Annotated in this window: 24 protein-coding genes; 6 read left to right on the forward strand and 18 right to left on the reverse strand. The window is 71.9% G+C overall.

Annotated features, from left to right (window positions below; all coding sequences use genetic code 11):
• The 16 genes from ACFY0F_RS22625 to ACFY0F_RS22700 form a co-directional block, all read right to left on the reverse strand.
• Nucleotides 1–242: flavodoxin-dependent (E)-4-hydroxy-3-methylbut-2-enyl-diphosphate synthase (locus ACFY0F_RS22625; protein WP_388797090.1), on the reverse strand; the 242-nt coding region annotated here is incomplete at its 3' end.
• A 4-nt stretch (nt 243–246) separates the two neighbouring features.
• The gene (hpnH, locus tag ACFY0F_RS22630; RefSeq protein WP_388797093.1) at nt 247–1,269 is read right to left on the reverse strand and encodes an adenosyl-hopene transferase HpnH; all 1,023 of its coding nucleotides are present in this window, start codon (nt 1,267–1,269) and stop codon (nt 247–249) included.
• A 5-nt stretch (nt 1,270–1,274) separates the two neighbouring features.
• Nucleotides 1,275–1,916, reverse strand: a complete 642-nt coding sequence (locus ACFY0F_RS22635; protein WP_388797096.1) for a 1-hydroxy-2-methyl-2-butenyl 4-diphosphate reductase — start codon at nt 1,914–1,916, stop codon at nt 1,275–1,277.
• Nucleotides 1,916–4,018, reverse strand: coding sequence for a squalene--hopene cyclase (shc, locus tag ACFY0F_RS22640; protein ID WP_388797099.1), 2,103 nt, complete (start codon nt 4,016–4,018; stop codon nt 1,916–1,918). Before shc ends, ACFY0F_RS22635 begins: the two co-directional genes overlap by 1 nt.
• A 119-nt stretch (nt 4,019–4,137) precedes the next feature.
• The gene (locus ACFY0F_RS22645; RefSeq protein ID WP_388797102.1) at nt 4,138–5,271 is read right to left on the reverse strand and encodes a polyprenyl synthetase family protein; all 1,134 of its coding nucleotides are present in this window, start codon (nt 5,269–5,271) and stop codon (nt 4,138–4,140) included.
• Nucleotides 5,271–6,707, reverse strand: a complete 1,437-nt coding sequence (gene hpnE / locus ACFY0F_RS22650) for a hydroxysqualene dehydroxylase HpnE (protein ID WP_388797104.1) — start codon at nt 6,705–6,707, stop codon at nt 5,271–5,273. The genes ACFY0F_RS22645 and hpnE overlap by 1 nt, the downstream gene beginning before the upstream one ends.
• The gene (locus ACFY0F_RS22655) at nt 6,704–6,844 is read right to left on the reverse strand and encodes a DUF6380 family protein (protein ID WP_388797107.1); all 141 of its coding nucleotides are present in this window, start codon (nt 6,842–6,844) and stop codon (nt 6,704–6,706) included. Before ACFY0F_RS22655 ends, hpnE begins: the two co-directional genes overlap by 4 nt.
• On the reverse strand, nt 6,844–7,806 hold the full coding sequence (gene hpnD / locus ACFY0F_RS22660; RefSeq protein WP_388797110.1) for a presqualene diphosphate synthase HpnD: 963 nt from the start codon (nt 7,804–7,806) through the stop codon (nt 6,844–6,846). The genes ACFY0F_RS22655 and hpnD overlap by 1 nt, the downstream gene beginning before the upstream one ends.
• A complete protein-coding gene (hpnC, locus tag ACFY0F_RS22665; RefSeq protein ID WP_388797113.1) occupies nt 7,803–8,699 on the reverse strand; it encodes a squalene synthase HpnC in 897 nt (298 codons plus the stop codon). The genes hpnD and hpnC overlap by 4 nt, the downstream gene beginning before the upstream one ends.
• 370 nt (nt 8,700–9,069) lie before the next feature.
• A complete protein-coding gene (locus ACFY0F_RS22670) occupies nt 9,070–9,861 on the reverse strand; it encodes an ABC transporter ATP-binding protein (protein WP_388797116.1) in 792 nt (263 codons plus the stop codon).
• On the reverse strand, nt 9,854–10,783 hold the full coding sequence (locus ACFY0F_RS22675; protein WP_388797119.1) for an ABC transporter permease: 930 nt from the start codon (nt 10,781–10,783) through the stop codon (nt 9,854–9,856). Before ACFY0F_RS22675 ends, ACFY0F_RS22670 begins: the two co-directional genes overlap by 8 nt.
• Nucleotides 10,784–10,881: 98 nt before the next feature.
• Nucleotides 10,882–11,754, reverse strand: a complete 873-nt coding sequence (locus ACFY0F_RS22680; protein ID WP_388797883.1) for a glycosyltransferase family 2 protein — start codon at nt 11,752–11,754, stop codon at nt 10,882–10,884.
• A gap of 8 nt (nt 11,755–11,762) precedes the next feature.
• Nucleotides 11,763–12,506: a CDP-alcohol phosphatidyltransferase family protein gene (locus tag ACFY0F_RS22685; protein ID WP_388797122.1), complete on the reverse strand. Its 744-nt coding sequence runs from the start codon at nt 12,504–12,506 to the stop codon at nt 11,763–11,765.
• 13 nt (nt 12,507–12,519) lie between these two features.
• On the reverse strand, nt 12,520–13,581 hold the full coding sequence (locus ACFY0F_RS22690; protein WP_388797125.1) for an iron-containing alcohol dehydrogenase family protein: 1,062 nt from the start codon (nt 13,579–13,581) through the stop codon (nt 12,520–12,522).
• Nucleotides 13,569–14,321, reverse strand: coding sequence for a sugar phosphate nucleotidyltransferase (locus ACFY0F_RS22695; protein ID WP_388797128.1), 753 nt, complete (start codon nt 14,319–14,321; stop codon nt 13,569–13,571). Before ACFY0F_RS22695 ends, ACFY0F_RS22690 begins: the two co-directional genes overlap by 13 nt.
• A complete protein-coding gene (locus tag ACFY0F_RS22700; RefSeq protein ID WP_388797131.1) occupies nt 14,318–16,114 on the reverse strand; it encodes a DUF5941 domain-containing protein in 1,797 nt (598 codons plus the stop codon). The genes ACFY0F_RS22695 and ACFY0F_RS22700 overlap by 4 nt, the downstream gene beginning before the upstream one ends.
• Nucleotides 16,115–16,404: 290 nt before the next feature.
• Here ACFY0F_RS22700 and galE point away from each other — a divergent pair, with 290 nt between their 5' ends.
• The 3 genes from galE to idi all read left to right on the forward strand — a co-directional run bounded on the left by galE (nt 16,405) and on the right by idi (nt 19,383).
• The gene (gene galE, locus ACFY0F_RS22705; RefSeq protein WP_388797134.1) at nt 16,405–17,403 is read left to right on the forward strand and encodes a UDP-glucose 4-epimerase GalE; all 999 of its coding nucleotides are present in this window, start codon (nt 16,405–16,407) and stop codon (nt 17,401–17,403) included.
• Between the two features lie 118 nt (nt 17,404–17,521).
• A complete protein-coding gene (locus ACFY0F_RS22710) occupies nt 17,522–18,463 on the forward strand; it encodes a cation diffusion facilitator family transporter (protein WP_388797137.1) in 942 nt (313 codons plus the stop codon).
• 326 nt (nt 18,464–18,789) lie between these two features.
• Nucleotides 18,790–19,383, forward strand: a complete 594-nt coding sequence (idi, locus tag ACFY0F_RS22715; RefSeq protein ID WP_388797140.1) for an isopentenyl-diphosphate Delta-isomerase — start codon at nt 18,790–18,792, stop codon at nt 19,381–19,383.
• Between the two features lie 6 nt (nt 19,384–19,389).
• Here idi and ACFY0F_RS22720 read toward each other — a convergent pair whose 3' ends face one another.
• Nucleotides 19,390–19,884: an ATP-binding protein gene (locus tag ACFY0F_RS22720; protein ID WP_388797886.1), complete on the reverse strand. Its 495-nt coding sequence runs from the start codon at nt 19,882–19,884 to the stop codon at nt 19,390–19,392.
• Between the two features lie 210 nt (nt 19,885–20,094).
• Here ACFY0F_RS22720 and ACFY0F_RS22725 point away from each other — a divergent pair, with 210 nt between their 5' ends.
• The 3 genes from ACFY0F_RS22725 (at nt 20,095) to ACFY0F_RS22735 (ending at nt 23,541) form a co-directional block, all read left to right on the forward strand.
• On the forward strand, nt 20,095–20,850 hold the full coding sequence (locus tag ACFY0F_RS22725; protein WP_388797143.1) for an enoyl-CoA hydratase/isomerase family protein: 756 nt from the start codon (nt 20,095–20,097) through the stop codon (nt 20,848–20,850).
• Between the two features lie 80 nt (nt 20,851–20,930).
• The gene (locus tag ACFY0F_RS22730; protein ID WP_388797146.1) at nt 20,931–21,062 is read left to right on the forward strand and encodes an LPFR motif small protein; all 132 of its coding nucleotides are present in this window, start codon (nt 20,931–20,933) and stop codon (nt 21,060–21,062) included.
• Between the two features lie 103 nt (nt 21,063–21,165).
• Entirely contained in the window at nt 21,166–23,541 is a 2,376-nt protein-coding gene (locus ACFY0F_RS22735; RefSeq protein ID WP_388797149.1) for a Tex family protein, read from the forward strand.
• Between the two features lie 176 nt (nt 23,542–23,717).
• On the opposite strand, the gene ACFY0F_RS22740 is transcribed toward ACFY0F_RS22735, so the two are convergent.
• Nucleotides 23,718–25,358 (reverse strand): ABC-F family ATP-binding cassette domain-containing protein, encoded by a 1,641-nt coding sequence (locus ACFY0F_RS22740; RefSeq protein ID WP_388797152.1) that lies wholly within the window; start codon nt 25,356–25,358, stop codon nt 23,718–23,720.
• Between the last annotated feature and the right edge of the window lie 175 nt (nt 25,359–25,533).

Consider the following 25,533-nt stretch of genomic DNA (forward strand, 5'->3'; position numbering starts at 1 on the left):
GCGTCCGCGTCGTCCTGCGTCGGACACGCCACCCGCACGATCTGACAACCCGACGCCGTCAGCTCCGCGATCTGCTGCAGCGTCGCCCCGACATCCGACGTACGGGTCGTCGTCATCGACTGCACCGACACCGGGGCCCCGCCCCCGACCGCCACCGGCCCGACCTGGATCCGCCGCGACACGCGCCGCGGCGCCACCGGCCGGACCGGTACCTCGGGAACGCCCAAGGGGACGGCGGTCATCGCGTCAGTCCCGGTTCCCTGAGACCGTCTCGCGCATGGCGCGCAGGGACTCCTTCAGGGATCCCATGGTGGCCAGCACGGCGGTGGGCTCGTAGCCGCAGTGCGCCATGCAGTTGGCGCAGCGCGGGTCCTTGCCGCGGCCGTACTTGTCCCAGTCGGTGTCCTCGATGAGCTCACGGTACGTCGGCACGTACCCGTCGCTCATCAGATAGCAGGGCCGCTGCCAGCCGAAGAGCGAGTAGTTCGGGATCGCCCAGGCGGTGCACGGGAAGTCGACCTTGCCCTCCAGGAAGTCCAGGAACAACGGCGAGTGGTTGAGCCGCCAACGGCGCCGGTTGCCGCCCGCGAAGGCCTTCTTGAACAGCTCCCGGGTCTGCTCCACGCCCAGGAAGTGCTCCTGGTCGGGTGCCTTCTCGTAGGCGTAGGCGGGCGAGATCATCATCTCGTCGACCTCGAGGTCGTCGTTGAGGAAGTTGAGCACCTCGATGATCGTCTGCGGGGTGTCCGTGTTGAAGAAGGTCGAGTTGGTGGTCACCCGGAAGCCGCGCCGCTTGGCCTCCTTGATCGCCGCCACCGCCTCGTCGAACACGCCCTCCTTCGCGACCGACTCGTCGTGCCGCTCCCGCAGCCCGTCGATGTGCACCGCGAACGCGAAGTAGGGAGAGGGCGTGAACTTGTCCATCTTCTTGCGCAGCAGCATCGCGTTGGTGCACAGGAAGACGTACTTCCGCCTCGCCACCAGCTGACGCACGATCTCGTCGATGTGCGGGTGCATCAACGGCTCGCCACCGGCGATGGACACCATGGGCGCACCCGATTCGAGCACCGCCCCCACGGCCTGCGCCACCGGCATGCGCTGCTTGAGCACTCCGGCCGGGTGCTGGATCTTGCCGCAGCCCTCGCACTTGAGGTTGCAGGCGAACAGGGGCTCGAGCTCCACGATGAGCGGGAACTTGTCCCGCTTACGGAGTTTCTGTTCGGCCAGGTATGTAGCGACCTTGATGGACTGACGCAGCGGCATGGCCATCTGGCTCACCTCCGGGGGAGCAGCGAAGAACGGTGCCATTCGTAGAAAGCCGGAAGGACGGATCGAAGAACGCGGAAAGCCGATATTCCACCGCGCACCGTGCCGATCCGGACGAGTTCATGTTCTGGAGCGTCCACGACCACCCGTACGGCCGCAACCGGGCGCTCGCCCGCGCGGACGGCGCTCAGGAGTGTGGCCGCCGACTCCATGTCGACCGCGATCGCGCCGGTCGAGAGCAGATCGGACCGTTCCTGACCACGGACGACGTGATCGGAGCCGGTGAGTGGACCGGTGTGCACGGTGCGGCCGGGGAGGATCCGCGCGAGTTCCTTGACGAGCAGGTCCGTGCCGACGCAGCCGACGGTCCCGCGCGGGTCACGGGTCTCCTCGGCCACGACCAGGTCGCCGGGGTGCATCCCGGGGGCGAGTCCCGCGCAGAATCCGGTGGCCAGGACGGCCGCCCCGGTGAACCCCGGTTCGGCCAGACGGCGGCTTACGGACCGCTGCGCCGCCTTCGGCCCCATGCCGGTGCGCAGGACGGTGACCGGCCCGCCCCCGCCTCCGCGGTCGCGCCTGCGCAGGGCGAGGTGCTCGATGCCGAGCGCGCAGGCGATCAGCAGCGGGGCGGGCGCGGGCCGGGTGCTCATCAGCTCCCCTCGGCCTCGGCGAGGGGAGCCTCGGCCGTGACGAGGGGGACCTCGGTCTTGACGAGGGGAACCTCGACCGTGACGAGGGGAGCCTCGACCTTGGCGGGCCGGGTGACGGGCTTGTCGGTGAAGGGCTCGCCGTTCAGATAGCGGCCGAGCGCGGTGAGCGGGAAGACCTGCCGGTAGAGGTGGTAGTTGATGGAGAAGTCCCAGGGGAAACCGGTGCCGGTGAAGTACGGCTCGTCCCAGGTGCCGTCCTCCCGCTGGGTGGCCGCGAGCCATTCGACGCCGCGTTCCACGGCCTTCGAGGCCCTCTCCCCCGCCGCGAGCAGCGCCATCAGCGCCCACGCGGTCTGGGAGGCGGTGGACGCGCCCCGGCCGCTCCACTCCTCGGCGTACTTGTAGGAGCGCAGGTCCTCTCCCCAGCCGCCGTCGTCGTTCTGCACCGACTCGAGCCAGGCCACCGCCCGGCGGATCGCGGGATGCGAACCCGGCAGGCCGGCCGCGGTCAGGGCGGGCACCACCGAGCCGGTGCCGTAGACGTAGTTGACGCCCCAGCGGCCGAACCAGGAGCCGTCCGGCTCCTGTTCGGCGAGCAGCCACTGGATGCCGCGCCGGGTGCGCGGATCGTGCGCGAGTCCCTCGACCGCGAGCATCTCGACGACGTGCGCGGTGACGTCGGCCGAGGGCGGGTCGATGACCTCACCGAAGTCGCAGAACGGCAGCCGGTTGGGGAACGGGCTGGTGTTGTCGACGTCGAAGGCGCCCCACGCGCCGTTCTTCGACTGCATGCCGAGGTTCCAGCGCACCCCGCGCCCGATCGCCTTCTCCACCCGCTCCGGGTCGTGGTGCCGCACCCGGCGCAGGGCGAGGACCACCTCGGCGGTGTCGTCGATGTCGGGGTAGTTGTCGTTGTGGAACTCGAACGCCCAGCCGCCCGGCGGGAGTCCGGGCCGCCGGACCGACCAGTCGCCGGGCCGTACGACCTGCTCCCCCAGCATCCAGTCGGCGGCCTTCACCAGCGCCGGATGGTCGGCGGGGAGTCCCGCGTCGGCGAGGGCGATGGTGGCCAGGCAGGTGTCCCACACCGGCGACTGGCAGGCCTCGATCATGCGGGCGCCGTCCTCGCGCCACACGGCGAACCGGTCCAGCGACTCCAGGCCGGCCCGCAGCACCGGGTGCTTCAGGTCGTAGCCCAGCAGGTGGAGGGCGATGACCGAGTACACCGCGGGGGGCTGGATGCCGCCCCAGCAGCCGTCGTTCTCCTGCCGTTCGATGATCCAGCGGGCGGCGGCGTGCATCGCGGCCCGGCGCAGCCGGCGCGGGGCGACCTTGCGCAACTGGTGCAGCGCCTTGTCCAGTCGCTGGAAGGCACCGTCCCAACTCACGGGCGGGGCGAGGGGACCCGCCGGGTTGGGGTTCTCCGGGTCGGTGTGCAGTTCGTCCAGCGGGAAGGGCGCGGGACGCACCGGACGCTTGGCGGAGACGATGGTCAGCGGCACGATCGTCTGCCGGGCCCAGCAGCCGAAGTCGTAGATGTTGAGGGGGAACCACTTGGGGAACCAGATGAGTTCCGGCGGGAGTTCGGGCAGGTCCTCCCACTTCCACCAGCCGAACAGGGCCAGCCAGATACGGGTGAAGACCCTGGCGGCGGCGATACCTCCCCGCTCGCGGATCCACGCCGAGGCCCTGCGCATGTGCGGGGCGTCCGGCTCGTCGCCGGCGAGGCGGAGGGCGACGTAGGCCTCGATCGTGGTGGAGAGTTCACCGGGGCCGCCGTGGAAGGTGGCCCAGGTGCCGTCCGCACGCTGCTCGCCGCGGATGAAGAGCGCGGCCGCGGCGGTGGTCGCCTCGTCGCGGATGCCCAGGAACTGACGCAGCAGCAGGTCTTCGGCGTCCATCGTGACGTTGGTCTCGAGGTCGCCCTTCCACCAGCCCTCGGCGTCCTGCACGGACAGGAGGAAGTCGGTGGCGCGCCGCGCGGCGCGTGCGGCGGCTTCGTGCACCCCGGCCGCCGCGGGGGTGGTGATGTCGGTGTCACTGGCCGCGGCAGCGCGGGACGGCAGTGCGGCCCCGGTGCTTCCGTCGGTCGTCGCTGTCATGGCTTCCCCTTCGTGCAGTCGTGCGAGTCGTGCTGCTGTGGGTCCGCCGTCGGCCGGTGCGCGGGTGCGGGACGCGGCACCGGCCGGCGACTATGCGAGGGCTGTGCGACGAAAAGTGCTCATCTCTTTCTCACGACGACGAAGTCGGCGAGCGCGGTGAACGCGGCGCGGACCCGGTCGGGCATGTCGACGGTGTCGAGGGCTTCGACGGCGATGGTGTGCTGGCGGCGGGCCTCCTCGGCCGTCCACTCGCGGCCTCCCGCCTCCTCGATGAGGGCGGCGCGGGCCGCGAACTCCTCCTCGGAGAAGTTCTCGAAGTCGCTGCTCTTGGCGTCCGCGGCGAGGATCTCGCCGAGCCGCACGGAGGCGTCTCCGCCCGCCGCGAGCGCGGCCACGACCGGCAGGGACTTCTTGCGCTGGCGCAGATCGCTCCAGGTCTGCTTGCCGGTGGCCTCCGGGTCGCCCCAGATGCCGAGGAGGTCGTCGACGGCCTGGAAGGCGAGGCCGAGGTGGTAGCCGTACTTCTCGAGTGTGTCGGCGGTGTGCTCGTCGGCCCCGCCGAGCACCGCGCCGATGGAGGACGCGCAGGCCAGCAGGGCGCCGGTCTTGTTGCCCTCCATCTCCAGGCACTCCTCGACGCTGACGCGGTCGCGGTGCTCGTAGGAGATGTCCTGGGCCTGACCGTCGATCAGGGCGCGGGTGGCGGTGGTCAGCCGGCGGGTGGCACGGCCCGCGTCGACCGTGCCGAGCTCCAGCAGGATCTCGTTGGCGAGGGCGAAGAGGGCGTCGCCGACGAGGATCGCCTGGGCGGGACCGTGCACCTTCCAGACGGTGTCGCGGTGCCGGCGCTGTTCGTCGCCGTCCATCAGGTCGTCGTGCAGCAGGGAGAAGTTGTGCACCAGCTCCACGGCGACCGCGCCGGGGATGCCCACCTCGGGTGCGGCGCCGGTGACCTCGGCGGAGAGCACGGCGAGGGCGGGGCGCACGGCCTTGCCGCCGTCGCCGTCGGCCGGGTTGCCCGCCGCGTCGATCCAGCCGAAGTGGTAGGCGGCCACGGTGTCCATGGGGGGCGCCAGACGGTCGACGGCCGCCCGCAGCACCGGGGTGGCCAGGGTCCGGCCGCGCTCCAGAAGCGCGGCGACGTCCACCGCGGTCTCTGAAACGGCCTTGTCGGCCGGGGGCACAGTGGGCACGGTTACTCCTCTTGTTGCGGTGCCGGGGGTGCGGGGGGCCGCCGCGGGCCGTTCGGGCATCAGGCCGCCTCCTCGAACGCGAAGAGGTGACTCGGGCGGGGCCGTCCCAGGGCGCTCAGCGCGGCGTCGGCCGCGCTCACTCCACTGCGGACCGCACTCTCCATGGTCGCGGGCCACCCCGTGGCGGTCCACGCTCCGGCCAGGTAGAGGCCGGGTGCCTTGGTGCGGGCGCCGGGCCTGAGGCGCCCGACGCCGGGGGTGGGAGCGAACGTCGCCGTGCGCTCCCGGGTCACGAAGAAGTCCCTCACCTCGGCGCCGCGCGCACGGGGCAGCAGCCGGCGGAGCTCGGGGAGGTAGCGCTCGCGCAGTGCGGCGACCGGTTCGTCGATCTCGTCCCGCGCGGCCGACTGGGACAGGGCGAGGTACTGGCCCTTGGCGAGGCCGGACGCCTCCGTGCGGTCGAAGACCCACTGCACGGGTGTGCCCAGGGCGGCGAAGAAGGGCCTGGTGAGCACCTTGCGGTCGTAGACGACGTGGACGTTGAGGATCGGCGCGGTGCCGATCGCGAGCAGGCGCTCGGGGGCGTCGAGGGCACCGGGCGGCAGCAGGTCGTGGGCCTCGCGCTGCGGTACGGCGAGCACGACGGTGTCGGCCCGGAGCGTTTCGCCGGGAACCTGAACGTTCCAGGTTCCGTTCTCGTCGATGGAGACGGAGGTGACGCGTGAACGGACCTCGGTACGCACGCCCGCGGAGTCGAGCGCCCTGCGGGCGAGACGGTCGTGCAGTTCGCCCAGCGGCACCCGGGCCCAGCCGATGTCTGCCGCACCCGGGTCGGACAGCAGACCGGTCTTGAACACCATCGCGGCGAGCCCGAGCGAGGCGTCGCCCGCGACCGCGTTGAGGGTGGCGACCCCGACCAGGTCCCACAGGGCTTCCACGGCACGCGCCGACTGGCCGTGCGCGGCCAGCCAGCCGCCGAAGTCGGTTGCGTCCAGCGCCGGGTCGGCAAGGTCGAGCGCCTTGAGCGCGAGCGCGGCCCGCCCGACCGCGGCCCGCTCGGCGAGCGAGAGATGCGGGTACGTGGCGAGGCTCCGGCCCAGGTGCAGGGGTACGGGCAGCGCGTCGCGGCGCAGTCTGCCGAGCCGTCGGCCCTCGGGTCTGGTGACGTCGAGAACGGGCACGTCGAGACGATCCTGCAGGGGCGCCAGCGCCGCGCCCTCGATACGGTCGAGGAACCAGCGGTAGGCGGTGCAGCAGCGCAGGTAGACGTGTTGTCCGTTGTCCACGGTCAGCTCGCCGCGGCGGAAGGAGAAGGCGAGGCCACCCAGCCTCGGCCTGCCCTCCAGCAGGGTGACGCGGACGCCCGCGTCGGCGAGCGCGAGCGCCGCGGTGATGCCGGCGAGGCCGCCGCCGACCACCACGGCGGCACGTCCGGCGTGCCCGGGCACGGTGTGCCGGTCGGCGGACGGCCGGTCGGACCGGGTTCCGTCGGTCATCGTGCGCCCCCCTGTGCAGGTCCGCCGTACTGCGGGAACGAGGTACGGCCGGCCGTCACCGTCAGGGACGCCGCGCGGCACCGCAGGGTTGCGTGCCGCACTCCGGGGGTGGGGTCCTCCGCGCCCGTCAGCTCCATCAGGCACGCCTCCTGACGGTCCGCCGGGAGACGTGGCGGGTCACATGCCGGGTGTCGAGCCCGGACAGGCCGCGCACGGCGACGTACGCCTTCTCCCGGCCGGGCAGCGATACCCGGCCGCGCAGCACGGCCTCCGGCTCGCGCTCGATGCGGTCGAGCAGACGGCGGTAGATGCCGGCCATGGCGGCGACGCAGGCGCCGCTGCGCCGGTCGAGCATGGGCAGCAGGCGGTAGCCCTCGGCGAAGAGGGCGCGGGCCCGTCGCACTTCGAAGTGCACGAGGCCCGCGAAGTCGGACCCTGCCGGTGGCGTGGGTCCGCCGATGCCCGCCGAGCAGCCGAACTTGGCGAGGTCGTCGGTGGGCAGGTAGGTACGGCCGTCCTCGGCGTCCTCACGGACGTCCCTGAGGATGTTGGTGAGCTGCAGGGCAAGCCCGAGGGTGTCGGCGTACTCGGGTGCGCGCTCGGCGCCGCGCGCCCCCGGTTCCGTACCGAACACGCCGAGCGAGAGGCGGCCGATGGCGCCGGCCACGCAGCGGCAGTAGACCTTGAGGTCGTCCCAGGTCTCGTAGGTCTCGCCGCGTACGTCCATGAGGACGCCGTCGATGAGTTCGTCCAGCCCGCCGAGCGGGATCGGGAAGGCCTCGGCGGCGTGGGCGAGGGCGACCGCGACCGGGTCGGTGTCGTCCTCGGCGACCTCGCCCTCGCGGATCCGGGTGAGCAGCGCCCGGGTGTCCTGCAGCCGCGCGGTCTTGACGTCGTCCGCCAGCGCGCCGTCGCCGATGTCGTCCACGCGCCGGGAGAACGCGTACAGCGCCGACATCGCGCGGCGCTTGGGCGGCGGCAGCAGCCTGATGCCGTACGCGAAGTTGCGGGCCTGCTGCCCGGTCACGGCCTCGCAGTAACGGTAGGCGGCGAGTACCGGTGCGGACACGTGCGGCACGGACTCCACGGTCCGGATCACCCCTCTCCTCGCAGAGTCAGGCCCACCTCGCGCAGCAACTGAGCCTTGCCGGGCTTGGGCGGGCCGGGAAGTACGTCGTGTTCGGCGGCGGCGATCGCACCGATCGCCGCCCTTCCCCCCGCCACGAACCCCGCGAGCAGCAGCTTCAGCCTGCCGTGGACGCTACCCACCAGAGGGGCGCCTTCATTCAGCAGATCGCGGGCGCGTTCCGCTTCGTACGCGACCAGCGCGCGCAACCCCGCGCCCGCGGTCGTCGCGGCGAGGTCCGCCTCCTGGACGTGAAATCTCTTCATGTCCTCGGCGGGCAGATAGATCCGGTCGCGGCCGAGGTCCTCGGCGACGTCCTGAAGGTGTTCGACGATCTGGAGCGCGGTGCAGATCCGGTCGGAGAGACGGATCCGTTCGGGGGTGGCGGTACCGGTGACGGCGAGGACGAGACGGCCGACGGGGTTGGCGGACAGCTCGCAGTAGGCGAGCAGGTCGTCGTAGGTCTCGTACCGGGTGACGAGCTGGTCCTGGCGGTTCGCGGCGATCAGGCCGAGGAACGGCTCGGGGGTGAGCGAGCGGCGCCGGACGGTCGGCTGGAGGCGGCGCAGCAGGGGGTGGCTCGGGGTGGCGTCGAAGACGCGGCGCAGGTCGGTCTCGAAGGCGTCGAGGAGGACGAGGCGGTCCTCGGCCTCGGTGGCCGACACGCCGAGCAACCGGGCGTCGGCGCCGCCGGGTGCGAGGTCGCCGTCGCCGATGTCGTCGACGAGGCGGGCGAAGCCGTAGACGGCCATGAGGTCGTCGCGCCAGGCCCGGGGCAGGAAGAACGGTGCCACGGGGAAGTTCTCGCCCGCGGCCTTGTCGAGGGTGGCGCGCTCGACATGGCGCGCCGCGTCGGTTCCCGTCACCGCGCGCTGCCCGTGGCGGGGACGGCACATGCTGCGTTGAGCTGGGGAGTTTCCGTAGCCATTGCCGTCACATCTCCCGTTCTACACCGCCGACCCGATACTCACTATTTCGGACACGCCGCCCGGCCGCCCGTAGGGCGGCCCTGGCGGAGGGTGTCGCGTATTATCGCCCCACTTGCCGCTTTCCGGGGCCGGTACAGCTTACGTTGTACAGCGCGACGAGGGTCGTCGGGGTGTCCCGCAGATCACAACAACACACCGATTGGCGTCAAGATTCCCGGGGTGGGCCCGAGTTGACGCTTCCTTTGCAGACGCAGTGCCCCGCCGGGGGGTCCGGCGGGGCACTGGTCGGATCGGGCGGTACGGGCTCCTACTTGCCCGTGAACTTCTCGTACTCCTTGAGGACCTCTTCGGTCGGGCCGTCCATCCGCAACTCGCCGCGCTCCAGCCACAGCACGCGGTTGCAGGTGTCACGGATGGATTTGTTGTTGTGACTCACCAGGAAGACGGTGCCGGCCTCCTGGCGCAGCTCCCGGATGCGTTCCTCGGAGCGCTTCTGGAACTTGCGGTCGCCGGTGGCCAGCGCCTCGTCGATCATGAGGACGTCGTGGTCCTTGGCGGCGGCGATGGAGAAGCGCAGGCGGGCGGCCATGCCCGAGGAGTAGGTGCGCATCGGCAGGGTGATGAAGTCGCCCTTCTCGTTGATGCCGGAGAAGTCGACGATGTCCTGGTAGCGCTCCTTGATCTCCTCCCGGGACATGCCCATGGCGAGACCGCCGAGGATGATGTTCCGCTCGCCGGTGAGGTCGTTCATCAGGGCGGCGTTGACGCCCAGCAGCGAGGGCTGGCCGTCGGTGTAGACCTTGCCCTTCTCCGCCGGGAGCAGGCCGGCGACCGCGCGCAGCAGTGTCGACTTGCCGGAGCCGTTGGAGCCGATGAGGCCGATGGCCTCGCCCCGGTAGGCGACGAAGGAGACACCGCGTACGGCGTGCACCTTGCGCACGCCCCTCTCCTCGCCGCGCTTCATGATGCGGCTGAGCGCGGCGGTCGCACTGCCCTTGCCGGTCTTGGCGCCGTTGACGCGGTAGACGATGTGCAGGTCGTCCGCGATGACGGTGGGGCGACGCTCCCCGGTGTGCTGCTCGGTCTGCTGCTCAGCCACGGCCGTACCGCTCCTCCGCCTTCCAGAAGTACACGAAGCCGCCGACGAAGACGACCACCGCCCAGAACAGCGCGATGGCCCACACGTGCGGCGGGAGGTTGCCGGCGCCGTAGCCGTCGATGAGGGCGAAGCGCATCAGGTCCATGTAGACGGCGGCCGGGTTCACCTCGAGGACGCGGGCGACGGCCTGGGAGCGTCCTTCGAGCATCTTGTTGATCGAGAACATGACGCCGGAGGCGTACATCCAGGTACGCAGGATGAACGGCATCAGCTGGGCCAGGTCGGGCGTCTTGGCGCCCATGCGGGCGACGATCAGCGCGAGCCCGGTGTTGAACAGGAACTGCAGCGTCAGCACCGGCACGATCAGCAGCCAGGACAGGCCCGGGTAGCTCCCGAAGCCGATGGCCACGATGAACAGCACGATCATCGAGAACAGCAGTTGCTGGAGCTGCTGCAGCGCGAAGGAGACGGGCAGCGAGGCGCGCGGGAAGTGCAGGGCGCGCACCAGGCCGAGGTTGCCGGAGATCGCGCGGACACCCGACATGATCGAGCTCTGGGTGAAGGTGAAGACGAAGACGCCGGTGACCAGGAACGGGATGTACACGTCCTGGGACATGCCCCGGCTGGCGTGCAGGATCAGGCCGAAGATGAAGTAGTACACGGCCGCGTTCAGCAGGGGTGTGGCCACCTGCCAGAGCTGGCCGAGCTTGGCCTGGCTGTACTGGGCGGTCAGCTTCGCCTGGGAGAAGGCGAGGATGAAGTGCCGCCGCCCCCACAGCTGGCGCACGTACTCGACGAGCGAGGGCCGGGCGCCGCTGACGGTCAACCCGTACTTGGCGGCGAGCCGCGCCGCCGTCAGTCCCTCGTCGGGCGACGGGGCCGCGCTCACCGCGATGCCACCGTCGTGCGTTGTCTCACTCACGGGTTGGAACCTTCGTCTTCGAATACGTCTTCGAGTGCATCGTGGGGGCGGGACCTGGCGAGGTCTGCGCGAGGCGCCTCTTCCCACGGTCGAGCTTGTCAGATCACCGGGGGCCGGCCCAGTCGCGTCAGCCGCCACACGGTGCGCCACTTCATCGGCCGGCGGGGACCGCACGGAGTGGCCCAGCCCTCCTTGAACCCGCCGAACCAGGCCCGCAGGGCCGGGCGCGAGGGGCGGCGCAGCAGGGTGAGCAGCATCCAGACCCCGAGATAGACGGGGACCAGGAGGGCGGGGAGGTTGCGGCGGGCGAGCCAGACGCGGTTGCGGGCGACCATGCGGTGGTAGACCGCGTGCCGGGAGGGCGCGGTCGTCGGGTGGTACAGCACCATGTCGGACCGGTAGTCGATCATCCAGCCCGCGTCGAGGGCCCGCCATGCAAGGTCGGTTTCCTCGTGGGCGTAGAAGAATGCGTCCGGCAGGCCACCGACTTCGGCGAAGACCTGCGTGCGGACGGCGTTGGCGCCGCCGAGGAAGGTGGTGACCCGGGAGGAGCGCATCGGGTCGGACGCGCGCAGCCGCGGCACGTGGCGGCGCTGGGTCTCCCCGGTGTCCGGGTCCGCGATGCGGAAGCTGATGATGCCGAGCTTCGGGTCGGCCGCGAAGGCCTGGCGGCACAGCTCCGCCGTGTCGTGGTGCGCGAGCAGGCCGTCGTCGTCGAGGAAGAGCAGGATGTCGACATCGCGGCCACCGGGCCCGAAGGCCTCCGTGCCCACGTTCCGGCCGCCCGGGATCCCGAGGTTCTCGGGCAGTTCGATGGTCCGCACGCCCTCGGGCACGTCCGGGACGGGCGAGCCGTTGCCGACCACGACCACCTGGACCGGATCGCCGTCCTGCTTGGCGACCGAGTCGAGCAGGGCGCGCAGTTCGTCGGGGCGGTTGCCCATGGTGATGATCACCGCGCCGACCTTCATGCCCGCGCTCATCGCAGCCTGCTGGAGGCGAGGATGGACACCAGGTGCAGCACGGTCTGCAGCAGCGCGATGCCGGCCAGCACCGCGACACCCAGCCGAGTGAAGAACAGGTCGCCGCGCGCCTGGTCGACGACGGCCAGGAGCAGGATCAGCAGGGACGCCTCGATGCCGAGGATCAGCCGGTGGAACTTGAACGCGGCCGCGGCCCGGCGGGCCAGCGCCATGCCGGAGGAGCGCATCTCGGCTGCGGTCTCCTTGACGGGAGGCAGTCCGCCCTGGTGCCGGGCGACACCGACCAGGTCGGTCTCGGCCTTGATCAGGATCGCGCCGAGGGCGGCCAGCGTGCCGAGGAAGGCCCACAGCCAGTCGATACGGCCACTGCCCCATAGGTCGGCGGCGCGCAGGCCGAAGCCCACGAGGACCGCGGCGTCGGTGAGGTAGGCGCCCACCCGGTCGAGGTAGACCCCGTTCAGCGAGTACTGCTTCTTCCAGCGGGCGATCTCACCGTCGACGCAGTCCAGCAGCAGGTAGAGCTGGACCATGACCACACCGAGCACGGCGCCGGCGATCCCCGGCACCAGCAGGGCCGGGGCCGCGAGGACGCCGCAGACGGTCATCAGGTACGTGAGCTGGTTGGGCGTGACCCTGGTGTTCACCAGGTAGCGGTCGACCCGCAGGGACACCTCACGCATGTAGAGGCGTCCCATCCAGTGCTCACCGCTGCGCCGGTCCTTCACCCCCGCGGGGTGCACGACCGGACGGAGTTCAGCTACCGATGGCCTTGACATAGTCGGCGTAGATGTCCTTGATCTGGTCGGTTTTCAGGTCGAGGTGTTCGAGGATCGTGTAGCGGCCGGGGCGCGTCTCCGGGGCGAACTCCACGACGCGGACGAACTCGTCCACCGTGAAGCCGATCTCGTCCGGCAGCACCGGCAGCCCGTGCCGGCGCAGCACCTCGGCCGTGTGCGCCGCCTCCTCGTGCGCACCGCGCAGGTACATCGCGAAGGCGGCACCGAGTCCGCACTGCTCGCCGTGGCTCGCGGCGCGCTTGGGGAACAGCAGGTCGAAGGCGTGGTTGATCTCGTGGCAGGACCCCGAGGCGGGGCGTGAGTCGCCGGAGATGGACATCGCGATGCCGGTGAGGACCAGCGCCTCCGCGAGCACCTGGAGGAAGTCGTTGTCCCCGATGCCGCCGGGGTGCCGGAGCACCGCCTCGCCGGCCTGGCGGGCCATGGCCGCGGCGAGACCGTCGATCTTCTCACCCTTGACGCGGTTCGCCAGCTCCCAGTCCGCGATCGAGTTGATGTTGGAGATGGCGTCACCGATGCCCGCGCGCACGAAGCGCGCCGGCGCCTCCCGGATCACGTCCAGGTCGATGACGGCCGCGATGGGGTTCGGCACACCGTACGAGCCGCGGCCCGCGTCGTTGTCGAGCGTGGCGACCGGCGAGCAGAGACCGTCGTGCGCGAGGTTCGTCGGTACGGCGACCAGGGGCAGGCCGACGCGGGCCGCGGCGAACTTGGCACAGTCGATGATCTTGCCGCCGCCGAGGCCGACGACCGCGTCGTAGCGGCCCGCCTTTATGTCGCCGGCCAGCCGCACCGCGTCGTCGAGCGTGCCGCCGCCGACCTCGTACCAGGTGGCGCCGGGCAGGGTCGGGGCGATCCGCTCGCGCAGCCGGGCGCCGGAACCGCCGCTGACGGCGACGGCGAGCCTGCCCGAGGTGGAGATGCGCTCGTCCGCGAGGACGCCCGCCAGATCGTCGAGGGCACCCGGGCGGATGTCCACGACGAGCGGCGAGGGGATGAGCCGGGTCAGTACTGGCACGCGATCTCCCGTCCCCGGGCCAGGTCGTCGTGGTTGTCGATCTCGACCCAGTGCACGTCGCCGATCGGCGCCACGTCGATCCTGAAGCCCCGGTTCACCAGTTCCTGGTACCCGTGCTCGTAGAACTGCTGCGGGTCGGTCTCCCAGACGGTCTTGAGCGCGTCGGCCAGTTCGGGGGCCGCGTCGCCCTCGATGAGGGTGACGCCGATGTACTCGCCGGTCGCCTCGGCGGGGTCCATCAGCTTGGTGATCTTCTGCACGCCCTTGGCCGGGTCGACGACGACCTTCATCTCCTCGTCGGCGAGGGACTTCACCGTGTCCAGGGCCAGGATGATCTTCTTGCCGTCGCCGCGGGCGGCGAGCAGCGTCTTCTCGACGGAGACCGGGTGGACGGTGTCGCCGTTGGCGAGGATCACACCGTCCTTGAGGGCGTCACGACCGCACCACAGCGAGTAGGCGTTGTTCCACTCCTCGGCCTTGTCGTTGTCGATGAGGGTGAGCTTCAGCCCGTACTTCTGCTCCAGGGCCGCCTTGCGCGCGTACACGGCCTCCTTGCGGTATCCGACGATGACCGCGACCTCGGTCAGACCGATCTCGGCGAAGTTGCCGAGGGTCAGGTCGAGCACCGTCGGTTCCCCCTCTATGCCTGCGGGGCCCACCGGCACCAGAGCCTTGGGAAGGCTGTCGGTGTAGGGGCGCAGGCGCCGTCCGGCGCCGGCCGCCAGCACGAGGCCGATCATGCGGGTTCTCCTTCATCGTGTACGGCGGGTGCGCCACCCTTGTGGGCAGCCACCCAGAAGCGGATGCTCTCGACGAGCACCACCAGGGCGACGGCCACGGCGAGGACCGTGAGCGCGACCTTGAACTGCGGGGCGGTGAGCAGTGCGGCCAGGACCGCGACCAGCAGTGTCCGCCCTTCCTGCCCCCCGACGGCGCGCACCAGCCAGGCCGGCGGCGCTCCGGCGTCGCCGCGGATGCGGTACACCGTGTCGTAGTGATGGTAGGCGACGGCGGCCACCAGCCCGAAAGCCGCGGGAAGGCTGCCGTTCACGTCCGCGTGGGCCGCGAGGACCAGGACGGTGCCGTACTCGGCGAACCGGAACAGCGGCGGGACCAGCCAGTCGAGGGCGCCCTTGAGGGGGCGGTACAGCGCCTGGCCCGAGGTGACGGCGTAGACGACGGCACCCGCGACGGGTGCCCAGGTCACCCCGGAGAAGAGGGACACGGCGAGGACGGCCGTGCCGGCGAGTGCCACCAGGAGCGGGGAACCGAGGCGGGCCCGTGTGGCACGCGCCACGAGTGTGGCGAGCGGGCCGTTGTCCGCGAGGTCCGCCAGCGCCTGCGCGGCCCGGTCCGTGCGCCGCGCCTTGCGCGTCAGCGACCGCAGCACCCGGCCCGCCGTGGTGTATGTCGCCGCGAAGGCGCAGCCGATGAGCAGCGCGTAGAAGGTGACGCGGGGGGTGGTGAGCGCCGTGAGGACCGCGATCATGGCCCAGCGTTCGCCGATGGGCAGCACGATCATGCGCCGCAGCCAGACCGTCCAGCCGACGCTGTCGAGCTTGTCGGAGAGGGCGGCGGTGGGGCTGGTGTTCGCGGTCGCATCGTGATTGGCCTCGTTGAAGGCGAAGTCGACGACGTGCCGGCAGGTCTGGAGCACCATCGCGCCCAGTGCCAGTGCCCATACGTCGTCGCCGCCGCGGGCCGCACCGAGGGCGAGGCCCGCGTAGTAGGCGTACTCCTTGGCCCGGTCGAAGGTGGCGTCCAGCCAGGCGCCGAGCGTGGAGTACTGCAGCGAGTAGCGGGCCAGCTGGCCGTCCGTGCAGTCCAGCACGAAGGAGGCGATGAGCAGGACGCCCGCGGCGACGAAGCCCCCGCGGGTGCCGGTGGCCGCGCAGCCCGCGGCTATCAGGGCGGTGAGCAGGGAGGCGGTGGTGACCTGGTTGGGGGTCAGACCGCGGCGGGCGCACCACCGGGCGATGTAGCGGGAGTACGGGCTGATGAAGAACGTGGTGAAGAAGCCGTCGCGGGCCTTCACCGCCGACTTCAGGCGCACGGCCTCGTCGTCGACGGCGGCCGTGGCCTGGCGGGCCTCGTTGCGTGCCTGCGGATCGGCGGGGACGGCGGCGACCAGGCTGCCGAGCTCGGGGCGGTGCACCTGGGCGCCGTCGGCGTCGAGGGCCAGGACCAGACGGTCGGCGAGGCTGTCCACGGCGAGGACGCTGCCGCCTCCGGCCGAGGTCTCGCGTGCCACCGCGCGGGTGAGCGCCCGGCGGCCGTCCGGCTGGGCGGTGACGGCGCCGGGGACGGCGGCGAGCGGGAAGCGGGGGTCGGTGAGTCCGAGCCGGAGGGCGTGCGGGTGGCCGACGAAACGGGCGTCGACGACGGCCACGCGCTCCCCCGCGGGGACGGCCGCGAGGAGGGTCTCCGTGTCGGAGGCGTCGGTTGCGCCGAGCACCTCGAAGCCGAGGGACCGCAGATCGCTCTCGAGCGACGATCCGGGGACCGGCTGGCCGGTCACGATGGCGGTCGACAACCGAACTCACTCCCTGGGTGCCGACGCGTGTGCGCCGGTCGTCTGCTTGGTGGGGCGCCGCTTCCTGGGCACCCGGGCGGCATGTCGGCAGAGGCTATCGGATGCCGACAAGCCCGTGTTCACCGCCCGTTCACGGGCTGGTCGACAGGGTCTGCACCGGCCTTCGCCGCGATCATCATCGGTGATCCGGGGCGTGCCCACAAACCGCCCCCGGGCGCGTGACCTCACCGGATCGGGCATCCGGGACATCGGGGACCGCCGCGGTCGGCGTCGGCATAGGGTGGGCGACCATGACGTGGCTGATCACCGGTGGTGCCGGATACATAGGGGCGCATGTGGCGCGGGTCATGAGCGGTGCCGGGGAGGGCGTCGTCGCGCTGGACGACCTCTCGGCCGGGGTGCCCGCGCGGCTCCCGGCCGGCGTGCCGCTGGTCGAGGGCTGTGTGACGGACCGGGCCGCGCTGGAGCGGGTCTTCGCCGAGCACGCGGTGACGGGTGTGGTGCATCTCGCGGCGCGCAAGCAGGTCGCCGAGTCGGTGGCGCGGCCCACCGACTATTACAGGGAGAACGTGGGCGGACTCGCCACGCTCCTGGAGGCGGTCGCCGGGGCCGGGATCGGCCGCTTCGTCTTCTCCTCCTCGGCGGCCGTCTACGGCAACCCGGACGTGGACCTGATCACCGAGGACACCCCCTGCGCGCCGGTGAACCCCTACGGCGAGACCAAGCTCGCCGGGGAGTGGCTGGTGCGGGCGGCGGGCCGGGCGCACGGCATCTCCACCGTCTGCCTGCGCTATTTCAACGTGGCGGGCGCGGCCGCGCCGGAGCTCGCGGACACCGGGGTCTTCAACATCGTGCCCATGGTCTTCGACCGGCTGACCCGCGACGAGGCTCCCCGGATCTTCGGCGACGACTACCCGACCCCGGACGGCACCTGCGTGCGTGACTACATTCACGTCGCCGACCTGGCCGAGGCCCACCTGGCGGCGGCCCGGCGGCTGGCCGACGGGGACCTGCGCGGCGACCTGACGCTGAACATCGGCCGGGGCGAGGGCGTCTCGGTCCGGGAGCTGGTCTCCGTCGTCGGTGAGGTCACCGGTGACCGCCGCGCGCCCGTGGTGGAGGGGCGGCGCCCCGGGGACGCGCCGCGGGCGGTCGCCTCGGCCGAGCGTGCCGCCGAGGTGCTCGGCTGGCGGGCGTCGCGAGGGGTGCGGGCGATGGTGGAATCGGCCTGGCAGGGCTGGCGGTCGCACCATGGCGACGTCGCCGCCGCGGGGTCCCGGGTGTCCTGACCTGGGAATCGTTTGCGCAGGTCAAGGCACATGACAACGGTGTTCAGTGCCGCGTTGCCCGATACCCCCTCCCCGTAGTTCACTGTGAACTCGGGCGGCACGCGGAAGGGCGGACGGCATGGGTGCAGGGCACGACCACGGGCATGCGCACACACACGCGCCGCCCACCGGGACGGCGGCCGCGGCGTACCGGGGCACGCTGCGCGTCACGCTGTCGATCACCCTCGCCGTCATGGTGCTCGAGATCGCCGGCGGTCTGGCCGCCGACTCACTGGCGCTCATCGCGGACGCGGCGCACATGGCCACGGACGCGCTGGGGCTGGGCATGGCGCTGCTCGCCATCCGCTTCGCGGCCCGTCCGCCGAGCACCAACCGCACGTTCGGTTACGCCCGCGCCGAGATCCTCGCCGCCCTGGCGAACTGCCTGCTCCTGCTCGGCGTCGGCGGATACGTGCTGTACGAGGCCGTCCAGCGCTTCTTCACCCCGGCCGGCACGGAGGGCGGGCTGATGATCGTGTTCGGTGCGATCGGCCTGGTCGCGAACACGATCTCGCTCATGCTGCTGATGCGGGGCCAGAAGGAGAGCCTGAACGTGCGCGGCGCGTTCCTCGAGGTGGCCGCGGACGCGCTGGGCTCGGTGGCGGTGATCGTCTCCGCGGTCGTGATCCTGACCACCGGCTGGCAGGCCGCCGACCCGATCGCCTCGCTCGTCATCGGGCTGATGATCGTCCCGCGGACCGTCAAGCTGCTGCGCGAGACCCTGGACGTGCTGCTGGAAGCGGCCCCGAAGGACGTCGACATGGCGGAGGTGCGGGCGCACCTTCTGGCCCTGGACGGCGTGGAGGACGTGCACGACCTGCACGCCTGGACGATCACCTCCGGGCTGCCGGTGCTCTCCGCGCACGTGGTCGTGAGCTCGGACGCGCTCAGCGCGATCGGGCACGAGAAGATGCTGCACGAGCTGCAGGGCTGTCTGGGCGACCACTTCGATGTGGAGCACTGCACCTTCCAGCTGGAGCCGAGCGGTCATGCGGAGCACGAGGCACGGCTGTGCCACTGACGGCGTGCGGCCGATGACGTGCCACTGACGGTGTGCCGCTGGGGCGGCGTGCCGCTGACCGCGGGCCGTCGGGAGCCGCCGGCCCGGGGGCGCCGCCGGAGGCGCGCGGCAGTGCGTCGCGCTCCGGGTTCGCCTGTTCCGGGCGTCCCCGGCGGTTCCCGGCCGTCCCGGTCGGGCAGCTCACCTACCGGGTCTCGCTTCCCGGTGTCCGGCCGGGCGGCCGCGGTCCGCGCCGCGCGCGGGACATGCGGACGTGCCGGGAAGTGACGGGAGTGCCGGATTCGTGCGGCAGACTTGAGGTGCGAAGACCGAGGCGAAGGATGGGTATGCCGATCACACCTGCCACCGCGACGCACAGTTCGTCGAACGGCACCGCAGAGGCGATTTTGCTGGAACTGGTCGACGAGGACGGCGTGACGATCGGCACCGCGGAGAAGCTCGCCGCCCACCAGCCGCCGGGACAGCTGCACCGCGCCTTCTCCGTCTTCCTGTTCGACGCCCGCGGCCGGCTGCTGCTCCAGCGACGGGCGCTCGGCAAGTACCACTCCCCCGGTGTGTGGTCCAACACCTGCTGCGGCCACCCCTACCCCGGTGAGGCGCCCTTCGTGGCGGCGGCCCGGCGCACACACGAGGAGCTGGGCGTCTCCCCGTCCCTGCTCGCCGAGGCGGGCACGGTCCGCTACAACCACCCGGACCCGGCCTCGGGCCTGGTCGAGCAGGAGTACAACCACCTGTTCGTCGGCCTGGTGCAGGCCCCGCCCGCGCCGGATCCGCAGGAGGTCGGCGCGACCGCCTTCGTGACACCCGCCGAACTGAAGGAGCGGCACGCGGCCGACACCTTCTCGTCCTGGTTCATGACCGTGCTGGACGCGGCACGCCCGGCGATCAGGGAGCTGACGGGCCAGTCCGCCGGGTGGTGAGGCGGTTCACGGGAGCCGTGCGGGTTTGAGCGGCAGAGCGACCCAGATCACCTTGCCGCCGCCCGCCGTGTGCTCCATGTCGACCATCCCCCCGGCCTCCGCGGCCACCTCGCGGACCAGGAGCAGGCCCCGGCCGCCGGTCTGCCCGTGGTCGGCCTCCAGGGCGGTGGGGCGGTAGGGGTGGTTGTCCTCCACCGACACCCGCACCCAGTCGGCGCCGACGGCGACCTCCACGGCGAGCGTCGGCGACAGCAGCGCCGCGTGCTTGACCGCGTTGGTGACCAGTTCGGAGACGATCAGCAGCAGCCCGTGGACCGTGTCGTCCGCGGCCGGCACGCCCTGGCGGTGGAGCAGGTCCCGTACGGCGTGCCGCGCCTGTGGGACCGAGGCGTCGACGGCGGGGGCGGTGAACCGCCACACTCCTTCGTACGGCAGTGGGTCCGGCTCTCGCCGGTCGCCTCCCTCTGGGCGCGGGGCCGCCCCACGCCCGTGGTTCTCCATCGTCCGGTCGCCACCCTCGCGCTCGATTGTCACCACACGTCGAGTGTCGGCAGGGATCCACGCCGACCCGCGGAACTGAAAAGAAGTCAGCGGATTTCAGTTGCTTCCCGACCGTTTCACCACTGGTGCTGTCCGGGTTTGACATGTTCGTCGGTGTCGTCGGTGACCATGCCGACGAACGTGTCAGGAGAGCCGGATAGCATCCGGCTCATGGAGCCCCAGCTGCTGCACGACGTGACCGACTCGGTCGCCACCGTCGTCGTCCACCACCCCGCCAAGCGCAACGCCATGACGGCCGCGATGTGGCGGGCGCTGCCCGAGCTGCTGGACGCGCTGGCCGCCGATCCGGCCGTGCGGGCGCTGGTGCTCACCGGCGAGGGCGGCACCTTCTGCGCCGGGGCCGGCATCTCGACCCTGCGCGATGCACCCGAGGAGGCGCAGGGGCTCGCCGTCCGCGCCGAGGAGGCCCTCGCGGCGTTCCCGAAGCCGACGCTGGCGGCCGTCCGCGGGCACTGCGTGGGCGGCGGGGCGCAACTGGCGGCGGCCTGCGACCTGCGGTTCGCCGAGGAGGGCGCGCTGTTCGGGGTGACGCCCGCGAAACTCGGCATCGTCTATCCGGCGTCCGCCACCCGGCGGCTGGTGTCACTGGTGGGGCCGGCCACCGCGAAGTACCTGCTGTTCTCCGGCGAGTTGATCGACACGGCGCGTGCACTGCGCACGGGCTTCCTCGACGAGGTGCTGCCCGAGGGGGAACTGGGCAAGCGGGTCGCGGAGTTCACCAGGATCCTGGTCACCCGCTCGCAGCTGACGCAGGCCGCGGCGAAGGAGTTCGCGGACGGCCGCACGGACCGCGACGCGTACTGGACCGGGCAGATGCGCGGCAGCGGGGAGACCGCGGAGGGCGTCCGCGCCTTCCTGGAGCGCCGGGCACCGCGCTTCACCTGGAGCGCGCCCTCCTCTCACTGATCATCCCTGCATGCGTCGGTACGGGTGAGGTACCCGTTCCCTGCCGGCCGGAGCGGCCGGCACGAGGAAAGGAGCTGACCGTGTTCCGTGCCATCGCAGACGTACTGCGCCAGATCGGCGGGGCGATCGCCACGGTGGTGACGCTGCCGTTCCGGGCCCTGGCCCGGCTCTTCGGCGGCGCCTCCGCCTCCGCGCGCGGCGGCCGGGCCTGACAACAGGCCCGGCGCCCCGCCGGGATGCCGCCCTGATCCCCGGTTGTCGGTGCGACCTGCCACAATTGCCGCGCAACCTCAGTGGAGAAGGCGGTACGGGATCGTGACGACACCCGGATCCATCGAAGCAGGATCCATCGAAGGCAGGATCGCCGAGGAGCTCGGCGTACGGGAGCGGCAGGTGAAGGCCGCGGTCGAACTGCTGGACGGCGGTTCGACGGTGCCCTTCATCGCCCGCTACCGCAAGGAAGCGACCGAGATGCTCGACGACGCGCAGCTGCGCACGATCGAGGAGCGGCTGCGCTATCTGCGGGAGCTCGAGGAGCGGCGGACGGCGATCCTGGAGTCGGTGCGCGAGCAGGGCAAGCTCACCGAGGAGCTTCAGGCCCGGATCCGGGGCGCCGAGACCAAGGCACGTCTGGAGGACATCTACCTCCCCTACAAGCCCAAGCGGCGCACCAAGGCGCAGATCGCCCGCGAGGCCGGACTCGAGCCGCTCGCCGAGGGGCTGCTCGGTGACCCGACGGTGGAGCCGCTCGCGGCGGCCGCCGCGTTCGTCGACGCCGACAAGGGCGTCGCCGACCCGCAGGCGGCCCTCGACGGCGCCCGCGCGATCCTCACCGAGCGGTTCTCCGAGGACGCCGACCTGATCGGTGAGCTGCGTGAGCGGATGTGGGTGCGCGGCCGGCTCGCCGCCAAGGTGCGGGAGGGCAAGGAGGAGGCGGGGGCGAAGTTCGCCGACTACTTCGACTTCGCCGAGCCCTTCACCGAGCTGCCCTCGCACCGGATCCTCGCCATGCTGCGCGGCGAGAAGGAGGAGGTCCTGGATCTCGTCCTGGAGCCGGAGGAGCAGACGGACGGCCCCTCGTCGTACGAGGGGATCGTCGCCCACCGCTTCGGCATCGCCGACCGGGGCCGCCCCGGCGACAAGTGGCTGAGCGACACGGTCCGCTGGGCCTGGCGCACCCGCATTCTCGTGCACCTCGGCATCGATCTGCGCCTGAGGCTGCGCACGGCCGCCGAGGACGAGGCGGTGAACGTGTTCGCGGCCAACCTGCGCGACCTGCTGCTCGCCGCGCCGGCGGGCACCCGCGCGACGCTGGGCCTGGACCCGGGGTTCCGTACGGGCGTGAAGGTGGCCGTGGTCGACGCGACCGGCAAGGTGGTGGCCACCGATGTGATCTACCCGCACGTCCCGGCCAACAAGTGGGACGAGGCCCTCGCGAAGCTCGCCCGGCTGGCGAAGGAGCACGCGGTCGAGCTGGTCGCGATCGGCAACGGCACGGCGTCCCGGGAGACCGACAAGCTCGCCGGGGAGCTCATCGCCAAGCACCCCGAGCTGAAGCTCACCAAGGTGATGGTGTCCGAGGCGGGCGCGTCCGTGTACTCGGCGTCGGCGTTCGCCTCGCAGGAGCTGCCCGACATGGACGTGTCCCTGCGCGGCGCCGTCTCCATCGCGCGCCGGCTGCAGGACCCGCTGGCCGAACTGGTCAAGATCGATCCCAAGTCGATCGGTGTCGGCCAGTACCAGCACGACCTGTCCGAGGTGAAACTGTCCCGCTCGCTGGACGCGGTGGTCGAGGACTGTGTGAACGGTGTCGGTGTGGACGTCAACACCGCTTCCGTACCGCTGCTCGCGCGGGTGTCCGGGGTCACCTCCGGCCTCGCCGAGAACATCGTGGCGCACCGGGACGCGAACGGGCCGTTCAAGTCCCGCTCGGAGCTCAAGAAGGTGGCGCGGCTGGGCCCGAAGGCGTACGAGCAGTGCGCGGGCTTCCTCCGTATCCGGGGCGGCGACGACCCGCTGGACGCCTCCAGCGTGCACCCGGAGGCCTACCCGGTCGTGCGCCGCATGGTGAAGACGACGGGGCAGGAGGTCGCCTCCCTCGTCGGCAACACCGGCGTGCTGCGGTCGCTGCGGCCGGCCGACTTCGTCGACGACACCTTCGGTCTGCCGACCGTCACCGACATCCTGAAGGAGCTGGAGAAGCCGGGGCGTGACCCGCGTCCGGCCTTCAAGACGGCCACCTTCAAGGAAGGTGTGGAGAAGATCTCCGACCTGTCCTCCGGGATGGTCCTGGAGGGCGTCGTGACGAACGTGGCGGCCTTCGGGGCGTTCGTCGACGTCGGCGTCCACCAGGACGGCCTGGTGCACGTCTCCGCGATGTCGAAAACCTTCGTGAAGGACCCGCGGGATGTCGTGAAGCCCGGGGACATCGTCAAGGTGAAGGTCCTCGACGTGGACATCCCGCGCAAGCGGATCTCGCTCACCCTGCGCCTGGACGACGAGGCGGCCCCGCAGGAGCGCCAGCAGGGCGGCGGCGAGCGGCGGCAGCGGGGCGGACGCCCGCCGCAGCAGCGCCAGCCCCGCGGCGGTCAGGGCGGCGGCTCCCGTCAGGCTCCCCCGCCCGCGAACAGCGCGATGGCGGACGCGCTGCGGCGCGCGGGGCTGCTCGACCCGAAGAGCGGGCGGCGCTGAGCATCCGGGGCCGGACTCTCCCGCCAGGGGGCGCCCGGCCCCGCACCGCCCTCGTCGTCCCACCGCGCGGCGGGGCCGGCCGTGCGTACGGCCCCTGGCGGGAACGTGGCTCGGTCACTGCGGCGACCGGCCGGAGCCGTTCATGCGGACGCGATCCCGGTGCGGCCACCGGTCGGTCAGCGCTCGGACACCTTGCCGGCCGCGACCTCCAGGCGGCGGGTCACCCGTACCGCGTCGAGCATCCGCCGGTCGTGGGTGACCAGCAGGAGGGTGCCCTCGTAGGCGTCGAGGGCCGACTCGAGTTGTTCGATGGCGGGCAGGTCGAGGTGGTTGGTCGGCTCGTCCAGGACGAGGAGGTTGACGCCGCGGCCCTGGAGCAGGGCCAGCGCGGCCCGGGTGCGTTCGCCCGGTGAGAGGCTCGCGGCAGGGCGCAGGACATGGTCCGACTTCAGGCCGAACTTGGCGAGCAGGGTGCGCACCTCGACCGGTTCGGTGTCGGGGACGGCCGCGCAGAGGGCGTCCAGCAGGGTCTGGGGGCCGTGGAACAGCCCGCGGGCCTGGTCGACCTCGCCGACCAGGACGCCCGAGCCGAGCGCGGCGTGCCCGGCGTCCAGGGGGACCCGGCCGAGCAGCGCGCCGAGCAGGGTCGACTTGCCCGCACCGTTCACCCCGGTGACCGCGACCCGGTCGGCCCAGTCGATCTGCAGGGAGACCGGGCCGAAGGTGAAGTCCCCGCGGCGTACCTCCGCGTCCCGCAGGGTGGCCACGACCGCGCCGGAGCGCGGGGCCGCGGCGATCTCCATGCGCAGTTCCCACTCCTTGCGGGGTTCCTCGACGACCTCGAGGCGCTCGATCATGCGCTGGGTCTGGCGGGCCTTCGCGGCCTGCTTCTCACTGGCCTCGCTGCGGAACTTGCGGCCGATCTTGTCGTTGTCGTTGCCCGCCTTGCGGCGCGCGTTCTTCACGCCCTTGTCCATCCAGGCGCGCTGCGTCTGCGCCCGGTCCTGGAGGGCCGCCTTCTTGTCGGCGTACTCCTCGTAGTCCTCCCGGGCGTGCCTGCGGGCCGTCTCGCGTTCCTCCAGGTAGCCCTCGTAACCGCCGCCGTAGAGGTTGATCTGCCGCTGCGCGAGGTCGAGTTCGAGGACCTTGGTGACGGTTCGGGCGAGGAACTCGCGGTCGTGGCTGACGACGACGGTGCCGGCGCGCAGACCGGTGACGAAGCGTTCGAGGCGCTCCAGGCCGTCGAGGTCGAGGTCGTTGGTGGGTTCGTCGAGCAGGAAGACGTCGTAGCGGGAGAGGAGCAGCGAGGCGAGGCCGGCCCGGGCCGCCTGACCGCCGGAGAGGGAGGTCATCGGCTGGTCCAGGTCGACGGCGAGGCCGAGGGAGTCGGCGACCTCCTCCGCCCGCTCCTCCAGGTCGGCGCCGCCGAGGCCGAGCCAGCGCTCCAGGCTCGCCGCGTAGGCGTCGTCGGCCCCGGGGGCGCCCTCGACCAGTGCCTCGGTGGCCTGGTCCATGGTGTGCTGGGCCTCGGCGACGCCGGTGCGGCGGGCCAGGAACTCCCGCACCGTCTCGCCGGGCCGGCGTTCCGGCTCCTGCGGGAGGTGTCCGACGGTCGCGGTCGGCGGGGAGAGCCTGAGCTCGCCCTCCTCCGGCGCGGCCAGTCCGGCGAGCATCCTCAGCAGCGTGGACTTGCCCGCGCCGTTGGCACCGACCAGCCCGATCACGTCCCCGGGGGCCACGACGAGGTCGAGGCCGGAGAAGAGCGAGCGGTCGCCGTGGCCGGCGGCGAGGTTCTTGGCGACGAGGGTGGCAGTCATCAGGCGCCGATCCTAACGGCCGGGCCGCCCCTCGCTCAGCCGGGTTCCTCAGCGCGTCACCGCCGCCACCAGCACGCTCCCTCAGGCCCGGGCGACCACGAAGGCCCGGCTGCTGACCGCCTTGGGCTCCGGCGCGATGCGGTGCCGTCCGGGTTCGAGGGCTCGAGCGGGGCCG

Source organism: Streptomyces sp. NPDC001544 (genome assembly GCF_042894285.1).
In the GTDB taxonomy this organism is placed as follows: Bacteria; Actinomycetota; Actinomycetes; order Streptomycetales; family Streptomycetaceae; genus Streptomyces.